This is a genomic window from Peptococcaceae bacterium 1198_IL3148 (assembly GCA_036763105.1).
Taxonomy (GTDB): domain Bacteria; phylum Bacillota; class Desulfotomaculia; order Desulfotomaculales; family Desulfohalotomaculaceae; genus JBAIYS01.
The window spans coordinates 1-24479 of sequence record JBAIYS010000008.1 but is presented as its reverse complement, the minus strand read 5'-3'; the positions used below and the strand labels follow the sequence as shown (position 1 = coordinate 24479).

At 40.0% G+C, this 24479-nt stretch carries 29 protein-coding genes; 26 read left to right on the top strand and 3 right to left on the bottom strand.

The window, feature by feature from the left end; translation table 11 throughout:
• The first annotated feature begins 119 nt into the window (after positions 1–119).
• Positions 120–509 (top strand): 8-oxo-dGTP diphosphatase MutT, encoded by a 390-nt coding sequence (gene mutT, locus V6C27_08875; GenBank protein ID MEG6616529.1) that lies wholly within the window; start codon positions 120–122, stop codon positions 507–509.
• 284 nt (positions 510–793) lie between these two features.
• On the opposite strand, the gene V6C27_08870 is transcribed toward mutT, so the two are convergent.
• The 3 genes from V6C27_08870 to V6C27_08860 all read right to left on the bottom strand — a co-directional run bounded on the left by V6C27_08870 (position 794) and on the right by V6C27_08860 (position 3024).
• Entirely contained in the window at positions 794–1624 is an 831-nt protein-coding gene (locus V6C27_08870) for a hypothetical protein (GenBank protein ID MEG6616528.1), read from the bottom strand.
• 208 nt (positions 1625–1832) lie between these two features.
• Positions 1833–2132, bottom strand: coding sequence for a hypothetical protein (locus V6C27_08865; protein ID MEG6616527.1), 300 nt, complete (start codon positions 2130–2132; stop codon positions 1833–1835).
• A gap of 88 nt (positions 2133–2220) precedes the next feature.
• Positions 2221–3024, bottom strand: a complete 804-nt coding sequence (locus V6C27_08860) for a 2-phosphosulfolactate phosphatase (GenBank protein ID MEG6616526.1) — start codon at positions 3022–3024, stop codon at positions 2221–2223.
• 58 nt (positions 3025–3082) lie between these two features.
• On the opposite strand from V6C27_08860, the gene V6C27_08855 reads away from it, so the two are divergent.
• The 25 genes from V6C27_08855 to V6C27_08735 all read left to right on the top strand — a co-directional run bounded on the left by V6C27_08855 (position 3083) and on the right by V6C27_08735 (position 24474).
• Positions 3083–3565, top strand: a complete 483-nt coding sequence (locus V6C27_08855) for a chemotaxis protein CheW (GenBank protein ID MEG6616525.1) — start codon at positions 3083–3085, stop codon at positions 3563–3565.
• A gap of 15 nt (positions 3566–3580) precedes the next feature.
• Positions 3581–5668 (top strand): chemotaxis protein CheA, encoded by a 2088-nt coding sequence (locus V6C27_08850; protein MEG6616524.1) that lies wholly within the window; start codon positions 3581–3583, stop codon positions 5666–5668.
• A 1-nt stretch (position 5669) separates the two neighbouring features.
• On the top strand, positions 5670–6767 hold the full coding sequence (locus V6C27_08845; protein ID MEG6616523.1) for a chemotaxis response regulator protein-glutamate methylesterase: 1098 nt from the start codon (positions 5670–5672) through the stop codon (positions 6765–6767).
• Positions 6768–6816: 49 nt separating this feature from the next.
• On the top strand, positions 6817–7050 hold the full coding sequence (gene flgM, locus V6C27_08840; GenBank protein ID MEG6616522.1) for a flagellar biosynthesis anti-sigma factor FlgM: 234 nt from the start codon (positions 6817–6819) through the stop codon (positions 7048–7050).
• Positions 7051–7113: 63 nt separating this feature from the next.
• Positions 7114–7611, top strand: coding sequence for a flagellar protein FlgN (locus V6C27_08835; GenBank protein ID MEG6616521.1), 498 nt, complete (start codon positions 7114–7116; stop codon positions 7609–7611).
• Positions 7612–7637: 26 nt separating this feature from the next.
• Complete coding sequence (flgK, locus tag V6C27_08830) at positions 7638–9233, top strand: flagellar hook-associated protein FlgK (GenBank protein ID MEG6616520.1); 1596 nt, start codon at positions 7638–7640, stop codon at positions 9231–9233.
• A gap of 17 nt (positions 9234–9250) precedes the next feature.
• On the top strand, positions 9251–10198 hold the full coding sequence (flgL, locus tag V6C27_08825; protein MEG6616519.1) for a flagellar hook-associated protein FlgL: 948 nt from the start codon (positions 9251–9253) through the stop codon (positions 10196–10198).
• Positions 10199–10218: 20 nt separating this feature from the next.
• A complete protein-coding gene (locus V6C27_08820; protein ID MEG6616518.1) occupies positions 10219–10578 on the top strand; it encodes a flagellar protein FlaG in 360 nt (119 codons plus the stop codon).
• Between the two features lie 197 nt (positions 10579–10775).
• A complete protein-coding gene (locus V6C27_08815) occupies positions 10776–11186 on the top strand; it encodes a flagellar assembly protein FliW (protein MEG6616517.1) in 411 nt (136 codons plus the stop codon).
• 4 nt (positions 11187–11190) lie between these two features.
• Complete coding sequence (csrA, locus tag V6C27_08810) at positions 11191–11409, top strand: carbon storage regulator CsrA (protein ID MEG6616516.1); 219 nt, start codon at positions 11191–11193, stop codon at positions 11407–11409.
• A 138-nt stretch (positions 11410–11547) separates the two neighbouring features.
• Positions 11548–12444 (top strand): flagellin Hag, encoded by an 897-nt coding sequence (hag, locus tag V6C27_08805; protein MEG6616515.1) that lies wholly within the window; start codon positions 11548–11550, stop codon positions 12442–12444.
• 151 nt (positions 12445–12595) lie between these two features.
• Complete coding sequence (locus V6C27_08800) at positions 12596–13177, top strand: hypothetical protein (GenBank protein ID MEG6616514.1); 582 nt, start codon at positions 12596–12598, stop codon at positions 13175–13177.
• A gap of 16 nt (positions 13178–13193) precedes the next feature.
• Positions 13194–15011 (top strand): 6-hydroxymethylpterin diphosphokinase MptE-like protein, encoded by a 1818-nt coding sequence (locus V6C27_08795; GenBank protein ID MEG6616513.1) that lies wholly within the window; start codon positions 13194–13196, stop codon positions 15009–15011.
• A 48-nt stretch (positions 15012–15059) separates the two neighbouring features.
• Entirely contained in the window at positions 15060–16049 is a 990-nt protein-coding gene (pseB, locus tag V6C27_08790; GenBank protein ID MEG6616512.1) for a UDP-N-acetylglucosamine 4,6-dehydratase (inverting), read from the top strand.
• Entirely contained in the window at positions 16046–17206 is a 1161-nt protein-coding gene (pseC, locus tag V6C27_08785) for a UDP-4-amino-4,6-dideoxy-N-acetyl-beta-L-altrosamine transaminase (protein ID MEG6616511.1), read from the top strand. The genes pseB and pseC overlap by 4 nt, the downstream gene beginning before the upstream one ends.
• Positions 17203–17382 (top strand): hypothetical protein, encoded by a 180-nt coding sequence (locus V6C27_08780; GenBank protein ID MEG6616510.1) that lies wholly within the window; start codon positions 17203–17205, stop codon positions 17380–17382. The genes pseC and V6C27_08780 overlap by 4 nt, the downstream gene beginning before the upstream one ends.
• Positions 17379–18494 carry a UDP-2,4-diacetamido-2,4,6-trideoxy-beta-L-altropyranose hydrolase gene (gene pseG / locus V6C27_08775; protein ID MEG6616509.1) on the top strand — a complete coding sequence of 372 codons (1116 nt, stop codon included), beginning with the start codon at positions 17379–17381 and terminating at the stop codon, positions 18492–18494. Before V6C27_08780 ends, pseG begins: the two co-directional genes overlap by 4 nt.
• Before the next feature lie 7 nt (positions 18495–18501).
• A complete protein-coding gene (locus V6C27_08770) occupies positions 18502–19077 on the top strand; it encodes a formyltransferase family protein (GenBank protein ID MEG6616508.1) in 576 nt (191 codons plus the stop codon).
• 10 nt (positions 19078–19087) lie between these two features.
• On the top strand, positions 19088–20143 hold the full coding sequence (pseI, locus tag V6C27_08765) for a pseudaminic acid synthase (protein ID MEG6616507.1): 1056 nt from the start codon (positions 19088–19090) through the stop codon (positions 20141–20143).
• 228 nt (positions 20144–20371) lie between these two features.
• Positions 20372–21442, top strand: coding sequence for an N-acetylneuraminate synthase family protein (locus tag V6C27_08760; protein MEG6616506.1), 1071 nt, complete (start codon positions 20372–20374; stop codon positions 21440–21442).
• The gene (locus V6C27_08755) at positions 21439–22134 is read left to right on the top strand and encodes an acylneuraminate cytidylyltransferase family protein (protein MEG6616505.1); all 696 of its coding nucleotides are present in this window, start codon (positions 21439–21441) and stop codon (positions 22132–22134) included. The genes V6C27_08760 and V6C27_08755 overlap by 4 nt, the downstream gene beginning before the upstream one ends.
• A gap of 727 nt (positions 22135–22861) precedes the next feature.
• On the top strand, positions 22862–23167 hold the full coding sequence (locus V6C27_08750; GenBank protein ID MEG6616504.1) for a type II toxin-antitoxin system RelB/DinJ family antitoxin: 306 nt from the start codon (positions 22862–22864) through the stop codon (positions 23165–23167).
• Positions 23164–23478, top strand: a complete 315-nt coding sequence (locus V6C27_08745; protein MEG6616503.1) for a type II toxin-antitoxin system RelE/ParE family toxin — start codon at positions 23164–23166, stop codon at positions 23476–23478. Before V6C27_08750 ends, V6C27_08745 begins: the two co-directional genes overlap by 4 nt.
• A gap of 42 nt (positions 23479–23520) precedes the next feature.
• Complete coding sequence (locus V6C27_08740) at positions 23521–24048, top strand: nitroreductase family protein (protein ID MEG6616502.1); 528 nt, start codon at positions 23521–23523, stop codon at positions 24046–24048.
• Positions 24049–24294: 246 nt separating this feature from the next.
• A complete protein-coding gene (locus V6C27_08735; GenBank protein MEG6616501.1) occupies positions 24295–24474 on the top strand; it encodes a hypothetical protein in 180 nt (59 codons plus the stop codon).
• Positions 24475–24479: the final 5 nt, after the last annotated feature.

Genomic DNA, 24479 nt, shown 5'->3' with positions numbered 1-24479 from the left:
GAGCCCGTTAAGACTAACCTTTGCCTGTGGCAAAACTTTGGTTCTATAAACAAAGGTTACTTAGGTGGGCTTGATGAATCAAGCCCCTACAAAAATAAAAACAAAATCAAGGTGATATCATGACCATTGTTGTTACAGCCGCCATAATTACTCGAGGCAATGAACTTTTAATTGCTCAACGTAAAAAGGATGATGCTTTGTCTTTGAAATGGGAGTTTCCCGGTGGCAAAGTGGAAGAGGGTGAAGACCCCCGGGATTGTTTGCGGCGAGAAATTAAAGAAGAACTGGCCATGGAAGTGGCGGTGGGGGACAGCTACGACGTGGTGTTTCACCGCTACCCAGATAAAGCGGTGCTGTTGCTGTTTTACCTGTGCACCTACCAAGGGGGCCGCCCGGTGGCCAAAGGTTGTAACGACTTCCGCTGGGTAACCATAGAACAACTGAGTCAATACCAGTTCGCACCGGCAGACGTCCCAGTGGTGGAGAAACTGCAAAGGCAAAGGTTGTAGGGGGGCGTTTCCACGCCGCCCCGCCAAAGCCACAGTTGTGGTGAGATCGCGGGTTTAGAAACCCACCAATCAACAATAAACGTATAAAAAAGGGGTCAGGCCTTAATTGATTTACCCCCAGCAAATCAACTAAGGCCTGACCCCTTTAATTATGACTGTAAAACACTAAAGTAACGTTTATCTCTAAAGATTACAGTTTTACCATGCGCAAATGTTACGTTTTACGGGTTCAATGAATCGAACCCCTACAAAAAGCATTTGCATGCAGAAATGATTTTATTCTCTTAAAATAATTCAAAACAGCCTATGTGTCCGTAAACCAGTTGTTCGTCCAGGTAGCCGTAAAAAATCTTCTCCCCTGGTTTAATCGGTTGGCCGCATACCGGGCAGGGGCTGGCTTCTGACTTAAAGGGTAAAAGTAAACCCTGCACCTGGTTGCCGTCCATTGTTGCCGTTGCGTATTCCAGGTTACATTTTAAAGGTTCCACTGGTGAACATTCTGGGTGGTAATAATGGCGATGCCGTTTGCCCTGTTCTCGAAAGCGATGCTCCACCAGCGGGGAATAGGCTTTAATGATGCCACCACAACCCCGGCATTTGCGGCTTTTGCTAAAGGTGCTTTTTAACTTATACCTCTGTTCCGCTGGCTTTTGTCTGGCCTCCCGGTCCTTTAAATACTTGGTGCCATCACTCTGTTCCTTAACCCAAGTTTCTACGTTGTGATAAAACGAGCGGTAATCCCGGCCCTCCAACTTAAATTCTGGTGGTACCCCTGCTTTAATCAACTGCTGATAAAAAGCGTTCTCGGCCACATTGTGGGCCAAGCCATCCATTTTAGAAGTACTCCAATTGTATCCTTCCTGCTCTAACCACTGATGCAGCGTGTGAAATACATTCCCTGAGCAGACCAACACCTGATCTTCCTTGGTAACCCCGGCTTTTTTCATCATATCTATAACCAATTTACAGGCCACTTCTTCCAAACCAATTTTTTCATCCCAGGTTATCGGCACTTCTACAGTATAAATTTCCTGTGGTTCTTCACTCACCAACACCAGTACCTCAGAGAAAGCCTGGCATCCACCGCCGGCATCCTCTATGTACCAAGTGCGCATTAAATTAACCTCCATCCCCAAATAAAGTAGTCAAAATTAATTATAGCACATCACAGCTTGTTTTATATAGGTGGAGAAAAGCAATTATAAATTAAAAAGAAGAGATTCTTGGCTTGCCCCAAAATCTCTTCTCCTTGCATTCAAAATTTATAATTCCTAATTTATAATTCCTAATTTATAATTCCTAATTCCTAATTCAAACTGGGACTTATCCCAGCTTGATAAATAACGTCCGTTGATCCTCATCGTAGTCCACAGTATAAGTACCCTTGACATCAATGTTAAAGTGGTTTAAAAAGTTCTTGGCATTAATCTTTCTTTTGGTAATCTTAAAACCTTCACCTTTACTAACAGCCTTAATGGCAATAATGTTTTCTTCTTTGTCATAACCTAACATAGCATAATCGCTGTTTAGTTTTTCAATGGCCAATTCACCTAATGTAATATGATTTTTACTAATCATAGCATTAAAAGAATTCCTTGGGCTATACCATTCTATAACCGCCATTTTAACAACCCCTAACTATATTTTACATCAAATTATAATCACCTGATGATTAGAAGTCAAACGCAAATAACCTGCTATTAAAAGCAGGTTATGTCGAAATTACATCATCTTTATAACAAGGTACAACATCGGTGATATTAAGTTGTGCACAATAGGTTAAATCATCATCCATTCCCAGTTGTGCCAACTTTTGACCGTGAAGCGAATCGTATAATGCAGCCAGTGTGTTGTCGCCATAATAAAGAGCACAGCGATAGGCTGCCACCGCCACATCATTCAGCACCACATCTGTTAGAGCATTATCCACTGGTACCTCAGCTGCGTACCATTGATCGGTGCCGTTGCGCTTAGCTGCTAGCCTTTGGCCACTGTAATTATTCCCTCCCTTGATGGCCAGCAGTTCCTTAATGATGTAGCCCGCCGCCACCGTGTCATCCAACGAAAAACTCCCTTGGGTACCGGCGCAAGCCAGCAGGACGCTGTTAAAACCAGTTAATTTCGTTGCCACTGCCCGGGCATTTAGTAAACTACCAATCAGCACCACCGGGGCCTTTTCTGCCGCCAGTTTAATGGTGCCGGTGCCGTTGGTGGTGGTTAGCACCACCCTTTTGCCTTTAACGGCTTGTTGCCGGTATTCCAGCGGCGAATTGCCCAAGTGAAAGCCCGGAAGCTTTACAGCTCCTCTTTCTCCCCCCAGCAGCACTTGATCATGCTGGCTGGCAATTCGCCGGGCTTCTTCCACCTCGGTCACCGGCATTACCCCTTGGCAGCCGTGGCTTAAAGCGGTGGTAATGGTGGTGGTGGCCCGCAGTATATCCAGCACCACTGCGGCCTCAAAATGCTGCTGCAACGTTAATATTTCTTTACGGGTAGAAATAACAGTTAATTTCATACCAATATTATATTACAATGAGGGTAGATATAGAGCATAAAGTTTAGGAGTGATATTAATGGCCGACATCAGTCGCGAAGAAGTTCAAGAAGTGGTATTTCAACTAAATGATCAAACCTACGGTATCGACATCTCCGTAGTGATGGAAATTATCCGGATGGAGCAAATAACTAAATTGCCCCGCACCCCAGATTTCATTGAAGGCATTATCAACCTGCGGGGCCAGGTGATTCCGGTCATCGACCTGTGCAAGCGCTTTGGTTTGGTATGTAACGAGGTTACCGCTCAAAGCCGCATCATCATTGTGCAAGTCAATGATCTCACCTTTGGCATGATTGTAGATTCAGTGCAGGAGGTGCTGCGCATTGCCACCTCCAACATTGAACCACCACCGCCGGTGGTGGGGGGAATAGATGCCGCTTACCTCAGGGGTATTGCGCTGTTGGGCGAGCGCCTGGTCATTCTGCTGGACCACACTAAAATTCTTTATCAGCACGAAACTGAACAACTACAGCAAGTGGAAATGGAACTTAACCAATAGTAGGAGGTAGTGCAAGTGTTTTCAGATATCGAGATTGGCGTTTTCCTGGATGAACTGGAGGAAAAGCTACAAATAATTAACGATAATTTACTAATATTAGAGCGGGAGCCGGACAACCAAGAGGTGTTGCCGGAAATTTTCCGCGCCGCCCACACCATTAAAGGTTCATCGGGGGTAATGGGCTATGAAAAAATGGCTTCCTTAACCCACGAAATAGAAAACCTGTTTGACAAAATCCGCAACGGCCAATTGACGGTGGATTCCGACATGATCAATGTGCTTTTCGAAGCGTTGGACATGCTCAATGCCCTCAAGAAGGAAGTCACTGGAGAAAAGGTGGAAATAGACACCAGCGCCGTACTGGCCAAGCTGGCTGGTTGCTTAAATGGCGGTGGCGCCACTGCTGACACTAAGGCCGAAACCGCGGCCACCGCAACCACCGAAGTAGCCACCCCGGCAACCAATGCGCCGGTTAAAGCTGAACACCAGTGGCAGCCCATTAACGATGTTTTAGAGGCAGTTATTAGAGAGGCCGAGGTAAAGGGCTATTTAGCTTACCAAATTTTAATCAGTTTAGATGCCGATACCCAAATGAAGAGCGTGCGAGCTTTCTTAATTTTTGAGACGCTGCAGCAAATGGGTGAGATTGTCAAGAGCACCCCTCCGGCTGAAGATTTACAAGAGGGCCGCTTTGACCTGGATTTTGAAGTGGTGCTGTTGACCAAAGAAGAAAAATACCAAGTGGAAAACACCATCATGAGCATTGCCGAAGTTAATGAAGTGAAAATTAAGCTGATTGCCACGCTGCAAACAGCGGAGGAGCAGAAAAAGGTTATCAAACCAGCGGCGCCGGCGGCTAAAACCGCTGCCAAAGCCAAAGAAACCAATGGTAATGCCCAAACCCCCACTAAAACCGCTAAAACAGTGCGGGTGGATGTGCAGAAACTGGATAACTTAATGGACTTGGTGGGTGAGTTGGTGATTGACCGCACCCGGTTGGATCGATTTGCCGAAATTTTTGAGAGCAAGTTTGGCTCGGACGACCTGGCAGAAACCATCAACGAAATCTCCAATCATCTGGGCCAAGTTACCGGTGATTTGCAAGAACAAATTATGAAGGCCAGAATGTTGCCCATCGCCCAAATATTTAACCGCTTCCCCCGGATGGTGCGGGACACCGCCCAAAAACTGGGCAAAGAGATCGACTTTATTGTGGAAGGTAAAGAAACCGAACTGGATCGCAACGTAATTGAAGTGATTGGCGATCCACTGATCCACTTAATTAGAAATTCCATTGACCACGGCATTGAATCCCCCGAAGAACGGCAGCGGTTGGGCAAACCTACCGTGGGCAAGCTGATGTTAAAGGCATCCTATCACGAAAGTCATATCGTCATTACAGTTGCCGACGACGGTAAAGGCATCGACGCCGATAAAATACGGCAAAAGGCGGTGGCCAATGGTTTGTATGACCAAGAAACCGCTGCCCGGTTAACGGACCGGGAGGCGCTGGACTTGATCTTTAAGGCTGGTTTCTCCACCGCCCAAGAAGTCAGCGACCTATCTGGCCGCGGTGTGGGCATGGACGTTGTGCGCACCGCCATTGAACAAATTAACGGTACAGTGGAGCTGGATACCAAAGTGGGTGCTGGCACCAAGTTTACCATCAGCCTGCCGCTGACATTGGCCATCATTCGCTCATTGATGGTGACGTTAGGTGATCAGGTATATGCCTTCCCGCTGACCAACGTGCGGGAGACATTGCGGGTCAACAGCAATGAAATTCGCCGCATCGGCAGCAACGAAGTGATTGTGGTGCGGGAGCAGATTTTACCACTGTTGCGCTTGGCCGAGCACTTTGGTATGGGCAGCAGTGAGGCCGACCGCCTATTTGTGGTCATTGTGGCCAGTGCCGAAAAGCAGGTGGCGGTAGTGGTGGATTCATTGTTGGGCGAACAGGAAATTGTGATCAAATCCCTCGGCGACTACCTGGGCGAAGTGCCCGGTCTGTCCGGCGCCACCATCCTGGGGGATGGCAGGGTAGCCCTAATTATTGACAGCAGGGGAATAGTAAAAGAGGCGGGGCTGCTAGAGGAGAGTTAAAATGACCATAAAAGTACTGGTTGTAGATGATTCCTCATTAATTAGAAGACTGGTCTCCCGAATGTTGGAAGAAACTAAAACTATCCAGGTTGTCGGCCAAGCGGCCGATGGCCTGGAGGCCATTGAAATGATCAAAAAACTGCGCCCCCAGGTGGTCACCATGGATGTGGAAATGCCTAAGCTGGACGGCATTGGCGCATTGCGCCGCATTATGAAGGAATGTCCCGTGCCGGTGATTATGCTCAGCGCCCACACCGCCGAAGGTACCCGGGCCACCATGGAGACGCTACAGATGGGTGCGGTGGATTTTGTGGCCAAGCCCATGAAGGCTGGTCAACTGGGGCCAATGATCACCGAACTGACCGCTAAAATTCGGGTGGCCAGTGGTGTTTCACTGCGCAAAGTGGGTTATCGGCCGCTTCCCCCGGCACCACCGGTAAGACCCCAGCCCGTTAAGGTTGCACCTAAGCCAGCATCTAAACCACTGGTTACCCCACCACCGGTGCCAAGGGCAACCGGCGGCCGGGTGGAGGTGGTGGTGATTGGCTGTTCCACCGGTGGCCCAGTGGCTTTGCAAAGCATCATTCCGCTACTACCGGCTAATCTGCCGGTGGGGGTAGTGGTGGTGCAACACATCCCGGTGGGCTTCTCCAAGTCCATGGCCGAGCATTTAGATCGCCGCAGTGTGGTGGAAGTAATCCACGGCAACGCTGGAGACGAAATTCGCCCCGGCAGAGTAATTGTGGCCCCGGCCGGTTGTGAAACCCACTTTGTTAAAGCCGGTGGGCGGGTGACCATCCAACTGAAGAAATGCGGCGAACCGATCCCCCCCGCCACCTTCCGTCCGTCGGTGGACCAAGTGATGACTGCCGCCACCCAAGTGTACGGCGGCAAAATGCTGGGGGTACTGTTGACCGGTATGGGCCGGGACGGAGCCCAAGGAATGCTGGAAATCCGCAACCTTGGTGGCCGCACCATCGCCCAAGATGAAAACAGTTGCGTGGTCTTTGGCATGCCCAAGGCAGCCATAGACATTGGTGGAGCAGAAAAAATAGTGCCATTGCCAAAAATTGCCCAAGAAATTATGCAAATGGTGTAAAGTTATTGTCCTGGGTGTCCGATATAATAAGTGTAGGAGGTGGGTGCATATGAAAATCACCCCATTTAGAACCAATGCCATCAATGCCTATGCATCCCAGGCCAAAAAGGTTCCACCAAAACCAGAGGGGAAAACCCAGGGAGATAGCTTAGAAATATCCCCACAGGCCCTGGAGATAAATAAATACCGTAGCGAATTTAAAAACCTGCCAGAAGTGAGAGCAGAAAAGGTGCGGGACATTAAAGCGCAGATTAAAAACGGAACTTATCAACCATCTGCCTAAAAAATTGCAGAGGGCATTATTAAGGACAGGCGCCTGGACGAACTTGTATAAGGAGTGATTTCCATGGAGCCTCTTTTTTTTGAACTAATAGAGGTTTTAAAACAACAACAGCAAGTGGTTACCAACATGGTCACCGCCGCCCAAGCCCAAAACCAGGCGTTGCGTCAAGTTGACGCCCAGGCGCTAAGCAGTGCGGTGAATCAACTTCAAAAACTGACCCTGCAAATGGCCAAATTGGACCCCCAGCGGGAACAACTGCAGGTTAAATTAGAACAAAATCTGGGGCTAAAACCCGGTGCCACCGTTAGCGATATGTTGGCCCAGGCCCCGGTAGAAATACAAATTCCATTAAAACAACTGCAAACGGAACTGAAACAACAGTTTGACAAACTACAACAGCTAAACCAAGTCAACAGAGTACTAACCCAAAGGGTACAGCAGGTAAATGCCGCGCTGGTAAACATAATGCATCCCAGCAACAACAGCCAAACCTACCAACCCGGCGGCAAAGTAAACAAAGAAACCACCAGCAACTTACAAATGCTAAACAAAACGGTTTAAAAGTGATTGTGTAGAGGCTCAATTCATTGAGCCCACCTAACGAAACTGTAGCACTAACGCAGTACATTCGTTTCAACAACAAAACCTTTGCTCAAACCAAACGTAGGGGCCGATTTCCACGCCGGCCCGCAAAACCAACCTTTGCTCAACAACTACACCAAGAAAGAGACGGTGAAAAAATGGTATCAACATTTTTTGGTTTAGAAACCGCCCGCCGAGGCATGCAGGTGCATCAAAGGGCTTTGGACATAACCGGCCATAACTTGGCCAACGCCAGCACACCGGGCTACTCCCGGCAAGAGGTGCTAATTACCACCACTTATCCCTATACCAACCCCACCATGTACAGCGCCAACACCCCTGGACAACTGGGTACTGGTGCTGCGGTGGACATCATCCGCCGGGTAAAGGATGAGTACATGGACAACAACCTGCGCAAAGCCATTACCGACACCGCCTACTGGGAAGAGCAAATCTCCTTCCTCCAGCGGGCCGAGGCCTCCTTTGCTGAACCGGCATCCGCAGGTATTGCCCAAAGGATTACAGATTTTTTTGCTACTTGGATGGACCTAAACAACACCCCCCAAGACCCCGGGATTAAGGCCGCCGTTGTGGAATTGGGTGACGAACTGGCCTCAATGTTGTCCTTTACCTATGATCAAATGGATGACATTGAAGAAAGTATTTATAACAATAATGCTTCCGGCGACATCACCGGCAAACTGCAAGACCAAGTGGATTTATTAAACACCACTTTAACTGAAATTAGCCAATTAACTAAGGCTATTAAAAAAGTATATTCAGTGGGTCAACAGCCCAATGACCTGTTGGACAAACGGGATCAATTACTGGAAAAGCTCAGCGCCTTCGGTCCGGTTGATGTTACCTTTGATACCCAAGATGGTAAACCCACTGGAGATATTTCACTGAAATTATTTGGTCAGACAATAGATATGACTGACTTAAAAAAATTTACACTGTCCGCCGATGCCGATGAAAAAATTATTCTGAATTATGACAGTGCACATGTAATTAACTTGACCGATAATTGTGCCAACACCACCCTAGGTGGTGGCTTGCTAGGCTTAGAAAACGCCCGTCAAGAGCTTATGCAATACAAAGAAATGTTAAATGACATCGCTGAAATTTTCCAGAACAAAATAACCAGTGTAATTGAAGGAATGCCAGGCGAGAATTTTTTCACTGGTACCCTAGAAACGGGGGATTTTCAAGTTAACAGCGTATTAAAAGATGAACCCGAAAAGTTGGATGGTACCATGGCCCAAGATATTGCCAATTTGCGTGATGATGACATTTCAGAGATGTTTGCGCCGACACACCCGTTATATGCAAAACATAGTAGCAAAGAATATACCATTGAAGAATACTTTGCCACACTGGTAACCCAAGTTGGTGCTAACGCCAAAAGTACCGACAGTGTCGCCGGCAATCAAAATGCCATTAGACAGCAAATAGAAAGTTTAAGGGATTCGGTGTCCGGTGTATCGGTAGACGAAGAATTAACTAAAATGATTCAATATCAGTACGGTTTTCAAGCATCCGCCCGCATGATTAACACGCTGGATCAAATGCTGGATGTCGTCATAAATCGCCTGTTCTAGATTGGGAGGATTAAAAGATGAGAATTAGCAACCGCTATATGTCCAACCATATGCTAAACAATATTCAAAATAATCTCAGTAAATTAGCCCGCAGCCAAGAGCAGATTGCTACCGGTAGTAAGCTGTTGCGGCCCAGTGATAACCCCAACGCCATCAGTGAGTTTTTAAAAATTAAAGCCACTCTGTCATACAATGAACAGTACAAAGTAAATATAGATGATGGCCTTAGTTATTTAGAAATGGCAGATACTTCCATGGGAACGCTGGGGGATATTTTGTTAAAAGCAAAAGAACTTGCTTTGCAATCGGCTAACGACACCTACAATACTGAACAACGAGTTGCCATCGCTGAACAAATTGATAAATTAATTGATGAAGCGGTGGATTTGGCTAACTCCACCGTTGGTGGCAAATATATCTATGCTGGTAAAGATAATGGTAACCCACCTTTTGAACGTAATGGAGACAAAATTATTTATAAAGGGGATTTCAGTGAAATTACCAGGGAAGTGCTGGCGGGAACAGATTACGTCATTGCAGAAGCTGGGGTTACACTTGCCCCCGCCCAAATGGGCTTGTATGGTACTTGCGTAGATGATAGCGGTGAGTATGTAGTGGATCAAGGTGTCTTCAGCTCGCTGTTTCAATTGAGAGACATCTTGGCAAATAGCGAGACGGTAGATTTCGACAATGAAATCCAAACCAGTATTGCAGATTTATCCCAACAGCACGATCATGTTTTGCAAAAGCGTACCGCCACCGGAGCCCGTTATCGGCATTTTGATTCCTTAAAGAAACAATTGCTCAATCAAGAGTTAATTTTAACCCAAAACCTAAGCAACATAGAAGATGCTGATATTGCAAGGTTATCAATTGAAGCAGCCCAACAACAACTCAGTTACAATGCCTCCTTAGCCATTGGGGCTCAAATGATGCAAACTAGCTTATTGAATTTCCTTAGATAATTGTTAGAAGGTGATGCACCATGAAAATCGGTGCCGGCGGACTGCAGTCTTTACTCCATCATGATAACATCACCATTAAACAAGTAGAACCCGGCCGGGGTAGAGTGGTTCCCGATGAACAACTGCAAAACCAAAGCCTAGCCCACAAAAAAGTAACTGAGGCAGAATTGGTTAAAATAGTGGATAGACTAAACAAAGCAGCCCAAATGTTCAACTACCCCCTAAAGTTTAAAGTATTTAAAGACAAGGATAACAAATTAAAAGTAAAAGTATTTAACACACAAACCGGTGAAACCCAAGAAATGGAACCGGAACAAGCCCAAAAATTTGCCGACCAAAGGGAATCCACCAGCGGTAAAAAATTTGATGATTATGCCTAATGATGTTTGTTTAATTAAATAATCTGTTTTGTTAGGGGGCGCGATTCATCGCGCCTTTTATAGCACTATCAGAAAGTTTATCAAAATTTAAGGAAGATAGTATAAGAAAAACTAAAGGCTTCCACTGGCGCCTGAAGGCTTGGCGTAAGCCAAGTTTTTCTAACAAACTTTTGCCCTAAAGGAAAGGTGATATTTAAATGCCCAACCCAACATTGCTTACATTCAAATCCGGTCTCCCCGGTCTGCCGGAAGAATATAACCAATTTAACTTAAAGACAGTACAGGAGAACTCTCCCTTCTATATATTACAATCTGTTCAAGACGAAGAAATATCCTTCATTTTAATCAACCCCTTTCCCTTTTACCCAGACTACGAATTTGACCTGCCAGAGGAAGATAAAACTAAACTAAGCATTAAAGAGCCTAAAGATGTAGCAATCTTTTCAATAGTCAACGCCAGTAAAGGGTTTAAAAAGGCTACCGTCAATTTACTTGCCCCAGTAGTAGTAAATATTACCACCGGCAGTGCCCGCCAGGTAATTCTAAACGATAAACGCTACAACATCCGTCACCCACTGCCACTGACTACCGAAAGCAGGGAGGGCTAATCACATGCTAGTATTATCCAGAAAAAAAGGCCAATCCATTAACATCGGTAATAACATTGTAGTTGTAGTGTTAGATGCTCAAAAAGACCAGGTTCGCTTAGGCGTTGAAGCCCCACAAGATGTAGATATCTATCGCACTGAGATTTACAAAGCTGTCCAAACAGAGAACCTAAAGGCACTGGCTAATGATGATTTTTTTGAACTGCTTCACAAAAAAGATTAAAAAAAATTGCCGATAGCACTAAACTTATTTAACTAAGTGTCGATAAATATAATGGAAAGCAAATCCGGGCGGCCGACCGGGTTTAGCATATACCGCAAGGATGCGGTAAATATTTAAAATTCATGGAGGAATGAAACAATGATTATTAACCACAACATTGCAGCTCTTAACACCTACCGTCAGTTGAATGCTGGCACCAATGCTGCTTCAAAGTCAATGGAAAAACTATCCTCAGGTTTAAGAATTAACCGTGCTGGTGATGACGCAGCAGGTCTGGCTATTTCAGAAAAAATGCGTGGACAAATCCGTGGTTTGGATCAAGCTAGCCGTAACGCCCAAGATGGTATTTCCTTAATTCAAACTGCTGAAGGTGCGTTAAACGAAACCCACAGCATTCTGCAACGTATGCGCGAATTAGCTGTTCAATCAGCTAACGATACTAACACTGAAACTGATCGTAAGGAACTTCAAAAAGAAATGGATCAATTAATTGAAGAAATTGATCGTATCGCAAAAACCACTGAATTTAACACCCAAAACCTTTTAGGTGCTACAGATGCTAGTGGTTTTACTGGTGATGCACAATCATTTACCTTCCATATCGGCGCTAATCAAGGTCAACAAATTACACTAGAAATCAATTCTATGGCTAGTGAACACATCGGTACATCAGCAACAACTGGCTCTGGCAGTGGTGCTACTACTACTGTAACTGGTGTAAACACTTTAGCAGGCAGTGGCATTATTTCACAATCAGGTGCAGATGCAGCAATTACATTAATTAATGATGCTATTGAAATGGTATCTGCAGAACGCTCTAAACTAGGTGCTCATCAAAACCGCTTAGAGCACACTATCAACAACCTTGGAACATCAAGTGAAAACTTAACCGCAGCTGAATCACGTATCCGTGACGTAGATATGGCTAAGGAAATGATGGAATTCACCAAGAACAACATTCTTACACAAGCGTCACAAGCTATGCTGGCACAAGCTAATCAACAGCCACAAGGCGTATTGCAACTTCTGAGATAATTTTATAAACTACAAAGGGGACCTTGGAATTAATTCTAAGGTTCCTTTTGCATTTTTAATTACCAAATATTAGTATAAAGGATTTATTAAAAATGTCGATAATTACAATAATGTGAAAAATTTTCTTTTACCTACAAATGGGAGGTACTCCATGAAAATAAATGTTAATGATAGAAGCTACAGTGTTGAAAATAGATTTGATAAGTTTGATGAATTTTGGAATCAGTTAGTACAGGAAATTGCGCAAAAAGAACTAATAATTGCTGAAGTCAACATTGATGGCACTGTTGTGTATGATAACTTTTATAACTTTATAAAAGAAAACATGCAATCAGCCACTACAGTATCTATTCAAATCATTACCAGATCGGAAGCGTGCCAGCAACTAATTAAATCTGTAAATATATATTTAGATAATTTCCCTCCCTATCTTGAGGACCTAGCTAATGATTTATATGGCAACCCAACAACAGCTACTTGGAATAAGTTTAACCAACTATTGGATGGCATAGAGTGGGTAGTAAATGCATTAAACTCCTTATCTAAGTACCTAGATAATGCCGCTATTTATTCTTTAACAGATCTACGAAAAGGTTACGTTAATTTGACTGCTTCAATGCTAGACGCCTTTAATAATAAAGATTATTTCCAGCTGGGTGACTTACTGCAATACGACTTTATTGATAAAATAGAAATAACACAAGAAACATTAAATAAATATTATAAGATGTAGATTCGGAGGTAGCTGAATGTCAGTCACTTATGCTAATAACATAGTACACCTACAAAAATATTACCAGAACATATATAAAGCGTTGCAGCAGGATCAATCTCAAGAAAACAATATACAAATGGAGAAAACTAGGAGTAATGATATTACTGCCATATATCAAAGCAACGAAGACCAGCGTCCAGTTTACATTCATAGTCGCAATAATCCCGTGGAAGAGGCCCGACGATGGGTAAGCAATCAATTAAATGACAAATGTCAGCACGTCATTTTCTATGGCTTTGGTTGTGGTTATATGGTGCAGGCATTATTAGATATCAAACCTAAAATAAAAATATCTGTGTACGAGCCTAGCTTAGAAATTTTTAAATATACCGTTAATCACTGTGAAATTAGCAAATTGCTTTCACCTAAAAATATAGAAGTTTTTGGTTTAGAGACCTCAAATAAAGCAATGGAAGAGTTTATCAATATCGTTGTACCTAACATTAATAGCGAAACCCAGGTTCTTATATTACCCTCTTATAATAGAATGTTTCCGGACAAAGCAGATCAGTTTAAAAAAATATTTGTTAAAGTAACCGAAAACTATAAATCAAGCTTAGGCATGAATGCTAGGGCTGAAACCTGGTGGACACTAAATTCATTGCTTAATTTTAAAGCAATAGTAGATACACCCAGTATATTTTCTAAACAAGATCAGTTTAAGAACAAACCTTTAATTATCGTATCCGCCGGACCTTCGTTGGAATATGAATTTGAAAACTTAAAGTATATATATGATAACAGTATGGCTTACATATTTGCTGTAGGCTCTGCTGTGCATGGATTAATTGCTAATAATATTATTCCCCATGCATTTTGCTCATATGACCCTTGGCCTGCCAATGAAAAAGTGTTTTCAAATCTGAAAAGAACAGACTTTCCACTCATTTTTGGCAGTAGTATTTTTAATAATACACTTAGACATCATCAAGGGCCTAAGTTTCACATGATAATTAGTCAGGATACTTTTAGCCCGTATATTTTAGGTATTAATAAAAGTGAAATAATTAATGATGCACCAAGTATTGCAGTTTGCACACTGCAATTAGCCTATAAACTAGGGTGCAATCCCATTGTACTGGTCGGACAGGATTTAGCATTTCCAAGAGAAAAGTTTTATGCTAATGGTATTAATTTTAACCGTTCAGAAGAAATATCTGAACAAGAAAAAAATGATGCCATAAAAGTAACGAGCGTTGGTGGGGGGATGGTATTAACAAGAAAAAAGTTTGATAGAACTCGCCAAAATATGGAGTATTATTTAAGAACATACACTGATAGGGAAATAATTAATACATCTCCAGAGGGTGCTAGAATTGTAGGTACGACAGAACAAAGATTATCAAGTGTAATAGATGAGATGTTTGTTGGAAATACCGCTAATCCCAACTGGTATGAAGGCACATATGGACATACCTATGCAAATAATAATATTTTAAATATGGTTAATAAGATAAAGGGATCCCTACAAGAATTAGATATAACGGTAAGGAATATGTCTTACTATATAAAGAGTATAAATGATAGTCGTTATATTAAATACCGTGTAGAAAATGATTACAAAAAATTAGAAAATGAAATAAATAAGTTACAAAGTAATGATTATTATAAAATTATAATTAGCCCTATGGTAAGGGCGGAACAAGAAGTACTCAAAAAACTGTTACCGAAGATTAACAATGAAAAGAATGTAATCAATAAGTCGGACTTAATTGTTAAATGTTATTTAAATTTACTAAATAAAATTAATCATAGCATAGATATTACGAAGCAAATAATATGTCAAATATAAAAATATTATAGTAACTTTTACTAAACTAAAAGAGGCGGTAATTGATCAATGTTTAATAATAAATCAATTTTAATTACTGGTGGAACAGGCTCATTTGGTAAGCGTTTTATTAAAACAATACTAAATGATTATAAACCCAAAAAGGTAGTTGTTTACTCTCGGGATGAATTAAAACAATTTGAAATGCAACAAGAATTTAATTCTACTGAAATGCGGTATTTTATTGGTGATGTGCGAGATGTTGACCGCCTGATTCAGGCGATGAGAGGGATAGATTATGTAGTTCACGCAGCTGCATTGAAACAAGTGCCTGCTGCTGAATATAATCCAATGGAGTGTATAAAAACCAATATCCACGGTGCCCAAAACGTAATTACTGCAGCAATAGCAAACGAGGTAGAAAAAGTGATTGCACTTTCAACTGATAAAGCTGCTAGTCCAGTTAATCTTTATGGTGCTACTAAACTTGCATCGGACAAACTATTTGTGGCGGCAAATAACATGACCGGAGGACATAGAACACAATTTTCTGTTGTTCGCTATGGAAATGTTGTCGGTTCACGGGGGTCGGTTTTACCTTTCTTTAAAAAATTAATTAGCGAAGGGGCAAAAGAACTTCCTGTTACAGATTCAAGAATGACACGTTTTTGGATTACCTTGCAGCAAGGGATTGATTTTGTACTAAAAAACTTTGCTCGTATGCAGGGTGGAGAAATTTTTGTACCTAAAATCCCTTCTATGAGAATAACAGACTTAGTAGAATCTTTAGTGCCTGGTATGCCTATTAAAATAATAGGTATACGCCCAGGAGAAAAACTACATGAAGTTATGGTGCCTATTGATGATGCCCATCATACGTTAGAATTTGATGACCATTATGTTATTAAACCAACAATAACTTTTGTAAATAAAATAAATTATGAAATTAATGCACTTGGTGAAAAAGGAGTACCAGTTAAACAAGAATTTGAATATAATTCAGCGAATAACACTGAATTCTTAACAGTTCAGCAACTTAGGGAGATGAACAAAAATTGAGTTTTACCCCTTACGGAAAACAGAGCATTACAACGCAAGATATTGAATCGGTTATAAATGTATTAAAGTCAGATTGGCTTACCCAAGGGCCTGTTATAGAAGCTTTTGAAAAGTCAATTGCTGAATACTGTGGGGTTAAATATGCAGTTGCAGTAAGCAGTGCTACGGCTGCACTTCATATTGCTTGTATGGCGGCAAATTTAAAATCGGGAGATATTGTGTGGACAACTCCTAACACTTTTGTTGCCTCAGCTAATTGTGCCCTCTATTGTGGAGCAGATGTAGATTTCGTTGATATAGATAATAAAACATATAATATTAGTATAGATGAACTAGAGCAAAAACTAGCAAAAGCTAAAAAGAAAGATAAATTACCTAAAGCAATAATTCCTGTCCATTTTGCCGGTCAGTCTTGCGAAATGGAACGGATAGCAGAATTATCAAAGCATTATGGTTTTATTGTCTTGGAAGATGCATCACATGCCATTGGCGGAAGTTATAAAAACCGAAAGATCGGTTCCTGCTATTTTTCGGATATGACGGTTTTTAGTTTTCACCCAGTAAAAATAATAACTACTGGTGAAGGTGGTATGGTACTAACTAATCAAGAAGAGCTATATAACAAACTAATCCGTTTAAGAACCCATGGAATAACTCGAGATTACGATTTCATGAATGAATATCATGGCCCCTGGTACTATCAACAAATAGAACTTGGATATAATTATCGGATTACAGATATTCAGGCGGCATTAGGTTTAAGCCAGTTAAAACGTCTAGATGAATTTGTTGAGCGCCGCCATATGTTGGCAGAAAGATATACTAAATATCTTAAAGAGTTACCACTAGTACTTCCTTGGCAACATCCGGATAATTACTCAGCTTTTCATTTATATGTAATAAGATTAATAAGTAATAAAATTAGCAAATCAAGACGTGAAATATTTGAAGAGCTTAGAAGCGCAGGTATAGGTGTAAATGTTCATTATATCCCAGTACATACACAGCCTTATTATCAAAAATTAGGTTTTCAATGGGGAGATTACCCCCAAGCAGAAGAATATTACAGTGAAGCGTTAACTTTACCGTTATATTATGACTTAACTATAGACGAACAAGATTACGTAATAAAAACCATTAAAGAGGTAATAACATGAAAACGGTTATTATAGATTACCCTAAATACGACTATGTTTCAAATACACTGGAAAAAACTTGTCCGCGAGGCATGGATACAGAGGTGTTTTCTCTCAAATGTTTAGTGCTTTTTAGAGATCTTCCTGAGTGGAAACAAATCAACTCGCATATTGAACAAAAGGTGTATGGTCAATGAATGTAGTTTTTCGTGTTGATTCATCAACAATAATTGGAACGGGTCATCTAATGAGGTGTTTAACATTAGCGGAGGAATTACGTTATCAAGGTGCTGGAGTTAGCTTTATTTGTCGCGACTTACCTGGTAATATTTCGCGTATGATTAGAGATAAGGGTTATAAAGTGTATTTATTACCTTTTCCTGTTAATGAAAATGGTTATGACGTCAAATACAATGAAATGGATATAGTGCATAATCAAAAAAACTGGCTGTATGTTAATTGGAGAACTGATGCAGAACAAACTTTAAATATTATTAAAAAAAACACTAAGAGTATTGAATGGTTAATTGTTGACCATTATGCTATAGGTAAACAATGGGAAAAAGCATTACGTCCCTATGTAAAAAAAATAATGGTTATTGATGATTTGGCTGATAGGGCGCACGATTGCGACTTACTGCTGGATCAAAACTATTACACGAATATGCATGACCGTTATAGTGATTTAGTGCCTAAGCATTGTTATACATTGCTAGGACCCAAATATGCACTACTGAGAAAAGAATTTTATGAAGTTAGGAAACATTTAAAAAAACGTAACGGTTATGTAAAAAGAATACTGGTCTTCTTCGGTGGGAGTGATCCTACTAATGACACACTAAAAGCAATAGAAGCTATTAACTTATTAAAAAATAAAGATATTATATATGATGTGGTCGTTGGAAGTTCTAACCTCTACAAGGACGAGGTTAGAAGAATTTGTTGTAATATGTCCAACGTGAATTATTACTGTCAAATTGAAAACATGGCTAAATTAATGGAACAAGCAGATTTATCAATAGGTGCTGGAGGTAGTTCAACATGGGAACGTTGTTCTTTAGGATTGCCTGCTTTAATTATTGCTGTTGCTTCAAATCAGGAATTAATAGCTCAAACAATAGATGATGAAGGTCTGGGGTTTTATTTAGGTAGATCAAAGAATGTGAAATCAAAAAAAATATATAACTATTTAAAGAATATAATAAGCTCGCCTAATATACTTTCAGATATGAGAGAAAAGGCACTCTATCTAGTTGATGGAAAGGGTGTACAAAGGGTCAATAATACTATGCTAGTATTAGGAGAATAAGATACCAATGAAAATTTTGCTTTTAGGGCCTAAACGTAAAAATATTATAAATTATTTATCTTCGTTTGGGGATGAGATAATCAATACAGAAAAACCGTTAGACAATGAAAGTGTATATTTAAATGGCGTAGATTATATTATTAGTTATGGTTATCGCTTCCGAATAAGCAGAGAAATTATAGAGATGTTTCCTAAGAAGGCAATTAATCTTCATATATCTCTATTACCTTGGAATAAGGGTGCTGATCCCAATCTATGGAGCTTTTTAGAGGATACGCCAAAAGGTGTAACTATACATTATATGGATTATAAAATTGATGCCGGTGACATTCTTGTACAGCAAGAGGTAGGTTATCTACCAAATGATACATTGCGTACAAGTTATGAAAGATTGTCACACGTAATAGAGGGTTTATTTATTAAAGTATGGCCTCAAATTAGAAGTGGCAAACAAAAATCTATGCCACAGCCTGAAGGGGGAACATTTCATTACCTAAGAGACCGTTATAATTATCAGTACCTGATGACCCAAGGATGGGATACACCAGTATCTAAACTTATTGGTAAGGCTTTAAAGAAATGAGGAGATACGGTTGAATAATATTATTACCATTGCAAACAAAAAATTAGGTTTTAATTACCCACCTTTTATAATTGCAGAAATGTCTGGAAATCATAATCAATCTTTAGAACGAGCTTTAGAAATTGTCGATGCTGTTGCAAAATCAGGTGCACATGCTCTTAAATTACAGACATATACACCAGATACCATTACATTAAATGTAGATAGTGACGATTTCTATATAAATGATCCTCAAAGTCTATGGAAAAATAATTCACTTTACAAGCTTTATCAACAGGCTTATACACCTTGGGAATGGCATAAACCTATATTTGATAAATGCAAAGAATTGGGATTGATTTGTTTTAGTACTCCCTTTGATGAAACTGCAGTGGACTTTTTAGAATCCTTGGATGTTCCATGCTATAAAATAGCTTCTTTTGAAAATACAGACATTCCACTAATACGTAGGGTGGCAGCGACAGGCAAACCGATAATTATTTCTACTGGTATGGCTACAGTTGCTGAACTTGATGAAACGATACATGTAGCCAGGGACGTTGGCTGCGAGGATATAATTTTACTTAGGTGTACTAGTACCTATCCTGCAACACCGGACAGCACTAATCTACTTACCATTCCGCATATGCGGGATTTATTTGGCGTACAAGTAGGGTTATCTGACCATACATTAGGTATTGGGGTTGCAGTAGCTAGTGTCGCATTGGGGGCAACAGTAATAGAGAAACATTTTACGCTATCACGGGCTGAAGGCGGTGTGGATGCTGCTTTTTCTATGGAACCGGCTGAAATGAAGTCCTTGGTTGTAGAGACAGAACGTGCGTGGCAGGCCATGGGTAATATCTGTTATGGTCCAACAGATAAAGAAAAGGCTTCATTAAAATTCAGGCGATCAATTTATATTTCAAGAGATATAAAAGCAGGCGATACTCTAACTAAAGAAAATGTAAGAGTGGTGCGCCCAGGTTATGGTCTGCCTCCTAAATATTATGATTTGATACTTGGGAAGAAAATTAAAAAAGACGCTAAAAAAGGTGCTGCATTAGAATGGGATATGATAATTTAAGTATATTCGAGGAATTCTTTTTTGAGTTTAAATGACATCTACTTATAGGTTTGATACAAAAAAATTAAGCAGTTACCAGAGACTAAGTAAATATGACAAATACTGAATTAAATGATTTATTACATTTAAAAATTTGTTTATGAGATAGTTTATGGCTACTTGATATATTTAAGTATGCAGATAGGGAGAATATGTAATTAACTATTTAAAAGAGGTAGGGGTAGAAAAGTGGTTACGATAGGAAAAAGAACTATTGGCAGAGGCAACCCTGTATTTATTGTTTTAGAAGCCGGACCAACTCATGAAGGTATAGAAAGTGCTAAAAAATTAGTAGATATTGCAAAAGATGCTGGAGCAGATGCCATAAAGTTTCAAATGATGGATGTAGATAGATTAATGGCTGATAAAGAAATAAATTTTTCCTATAATATATTATTAGATAAAACTGATGAAACTAAAGTAGAAAAAGTAGAAGAATCATTATATAAAATTCTAAAAAGAAGAGAGTTATCAAAAGCGCAGTGGAAAGAATTAAAACTTTATTGTCAAAAGAAGGAGATAGAGTTCTTTTCTACAGCAATGTTTCCAGAAGAGGTTGATTTCCTTGTAGATGAATTGGAAGTAAGTTCAATAAAATTAGCATCAGCTGATATAAATTATGTACAGTTAATAGAACACATTGCTAAAAAGAATGTAAATATTCAAGTGGATACTGGTAGTGCTGATATATGGGAAATAGAACGTTTGATAACTCTTGTGGAAAGACATAATAATCAAAATATAATAATTCACTTATGCCCAACTGGGTATCCGGCGGTGTTAGAAAGTATTCACTTAAATATGATACCACTTTTAAAACAAATGTTTCCTAAATATGGAATAGCTTTTTCTGATCATTCACCAGGTTGGGAAATTGATATAGCTGCTGTAGCTTTGGGTGTAAACTTAATTGAAAAGACAATAACCTTAGACCGAACAACTAGAAGCTGTGAGCATATGTTTTCTCTTGAACGGGAAAATGCTATAAGTTTTGTTAAAAGTATAAAAAAATTAGAGAAAGCTTTAGGCCAAACAAGAAGAGTTATTCCATTAGAAGTCAAAGAAAGTCGTAAAATAGCTAGAAGGAGTGCCTACTTAAAAAAAGAGCTAGAAGCTGGAACCGCGATAACATTAGCTGATATCGACTTCAGACGCCCGGGCTTTGGAATAGCGCCCGATGAATGGTTATATGCTGAAGGTAAGACTTTAAACAAAACTTTAAAACCTGGAGATTTACTAAGATGGGAAGATCTTAAATGACAGAAAAAGTAGTATGTATTATTCCTGGCAAAGGAGGATCAACTAGATTTCCTAGAAAGAATGTTTATCCTTTGTTGGGCAAGCCTTTAATAGCATATACAATAGAGGCCGCAAAAGAAAGCGATTTGTTTAATGATATTTATGTATCTACAGAAGATGAAGAGATAAAAGAAGTTTCTCAAAAATATGGTGCATCGGTTCCCTATTTGCGACCAGAATATTTATCAAAAGACCCTGCAGGTGTAGTAGATGTATGTCTTCATATGCTTGACTATTTAGGGCAACAAGGGAAAGTATATGACACTTTGATAATCCTATTGCCAACATCTCCATTAAGAAATAAAGATGATATTAAAAATGCTTATGAAAAGTTTTTAAGTAGTAAAGAAAACTTTTTAATGAGTGTTTGTGAATTTGAGCATTCACCATATCGCTCTATGCGGTTAAATGAGGATGGTACTTTAAAACCAAACTATGAACAATATATAAAACTGAAAAGTCAAGAACTGCCAAAGTCCTATAGAGTAAATGGAGCAATCACTATAGTTAATATAGAAAGTTTTAAAAAAGAGAAATCCTACTTTACTTACCCTTTGCAATCATATGTTATGCCTGTAGAAAGATCAGTTGACATTGATAATATAAGTGACTTATTATACGCAGAGTATTTATTAAAATGTATTAAGTCTTAGAAAAGTTGATATACAGTGTTTGTCAAGTTATTTGTCGTGAATTTACAAAAATATAGCTAATTAAGCTAATGATTCTTTCTTAGTTTCTGATTCATCTTTGCTAGTAGGATTTAGCCAGACAGTTTTCTAGTCCTAGTTGAACCTGACCATCTTTCTGGATGCTTTGATTTAGCTTCCTCATAAACTTGCTTTCTGTGCTCCAGAATTTGCTCTGATAGGCCGTTATGCGCTTTGATTTGGGTTAGGAAATTAAAACCACTGTGTCGGTGTTCTTGATTGTACCACTTTGCAAATGATAGTATCCAGCTTCTGTCAATGTAGCAAAGCCTTTATTGCGGTAATTAGGTCGGTATTAGCATGTGCGAAAAATAGATTTCGCATAAGGGTTGTCAGTACTCACTTTGGGAGAGGTCTATGACAACTATCCTTTATATTAAGCGGTTACGTTAAAAGCCCTAAACTGTTCGCAGCAGTTTAAGGGCTTTTCATAAAACCTCTGTAGGTCGAGGCACACGAGCTATTTAATTAGATTATAAGTATTCCCACCTATAATTCTATTATACATTACAAAACGACTCAGATTTGAAAAGTAAGAAGGAATAGATTTGTTTGCAGATAGCCCATTGGTTTTGATAAATAATTAAGTTTCCCAGCGGTTTACTCTAGTTAGATGTATTGCCTTTGTATATACAATGTTATGCTATTATTCCATAGGGGAGTGATTGTTATGGTAAAGACCACAAATATATATGTAAGGCTTGAGCCGGGGCTTAAGGAGCAAGCAGAAACTGTGTTGGAACAATTAGGTATTCCAATGTCAAATGCGGTGAATATATTTTTAAAACAGGTTGTTATGCAGAGAGGAATTCCTTTTGATGTCAAGCTTCCTGCCACAAAACCTGTGGGGGTTTCTGGTTTAGTTGAATCTGAACTGAATAAGGAGTTGGAAAAAGGGTTTGCTGATTTGGTGAGAAGGAATACAAAACCTGCAGAGAAAGCATTTTTAGACATCCGTAAGGATTATGGCATATGAAATACAAGATAAATTTGACAGAACAGGCAGACGCAGATTTGAGAAATATCTATGAATATATTGCATTTACTCTGCTTGAGCCTGATATAGCAGCAGGACAATTAGAGAGGATTGAAAAAGGTATACTGGGTTTGGTTGAAATGCCGGAGCGGTTTTGTATGTTTAAAAAAGAACCTTGGTTCAGCAGAGGATTTAGACAGATGCCAGTAGATAATTTTATTGTGTTTTATATTCCGAAAACCGTGAACAATACAGTTAATGTTATCCGTGTTATGTATGGCGAAAGAGACATTGATGATCAGTTTAAATAGCATCAGATTAGTAATTTAAAAGTATATGGAAAGGGTGGTAAAATGAATTTTTTAGAATTGGCTAAAAAAAGATTTGCTGTACGCAAATATCAGGCCAGGCAGGTAGAGAATGAAAAATTAGCTCAAATTCTTGAAGCAGGCAGAGTTGCTCCCACAGCGGTAAATTTTCAGCCACAGCGGATAATTGTTGTTAAAGAGAAGACAGGATTAGAAAAACTGAAGAATGCTGGTGTAAAAATTTACGGTGCCCCGTTGGCCTTAATTGTATGCTCAGACCACAACAAGGCATGGAAAAGACCTATCGATGGAAAAACCACTGTGGATACCGATGCCGCTATTGTTACAGATCATATGATGTTGCAGGCCACCGAACTGGGCTTAGGAACCGTTTGGATCGGCTATTTCAATCCAGACCAATTACGGGCAGAATTCAATATTCCTAAACACATTGAACCGATCAATATTTTAGCAGTTGGTTACAGTGCTGAAAATGCGGCAGCACCCGATAGGCATGATAAAGCCCGTAAGCCAATAAATGAAATTGTGTTTTATGAGGAATTCTCTTCTTGAGTAGTATTTTTAGAGGATGGCATGCTTGCTATCCTTTTTAACTTTCCCGTTAATGTCGGTATATGTTTAAGAGAAAAAATCTACAGTATAAAAAGCCGAAAGGAATTTTCAAATAATAGGATATATGTTAAACTATTGGTAAGGAAAACCATTTATGGGAAAGGGGGCAAAACAAAAATACTGTTACTAGGTTATAGTTAAATTTGGTTAGTGTGTAGTTAATACGGACTTAAAGGTGGGGATAATATGAGTTTTCCCGCTGCTATGGTAAAGGGTTTGCAAGTTATCATTGGCGTAATTATTGTATTAACTGCTCTAGTTGTTTATCTGGTAGGATTTAGAATAATTTTTCAATTCATATTAGCGTTTGAAATGGAGTTTTTGCCATTCTTGTATGGTAATTACTTTACTAAACTATTTGGATAGCAAAT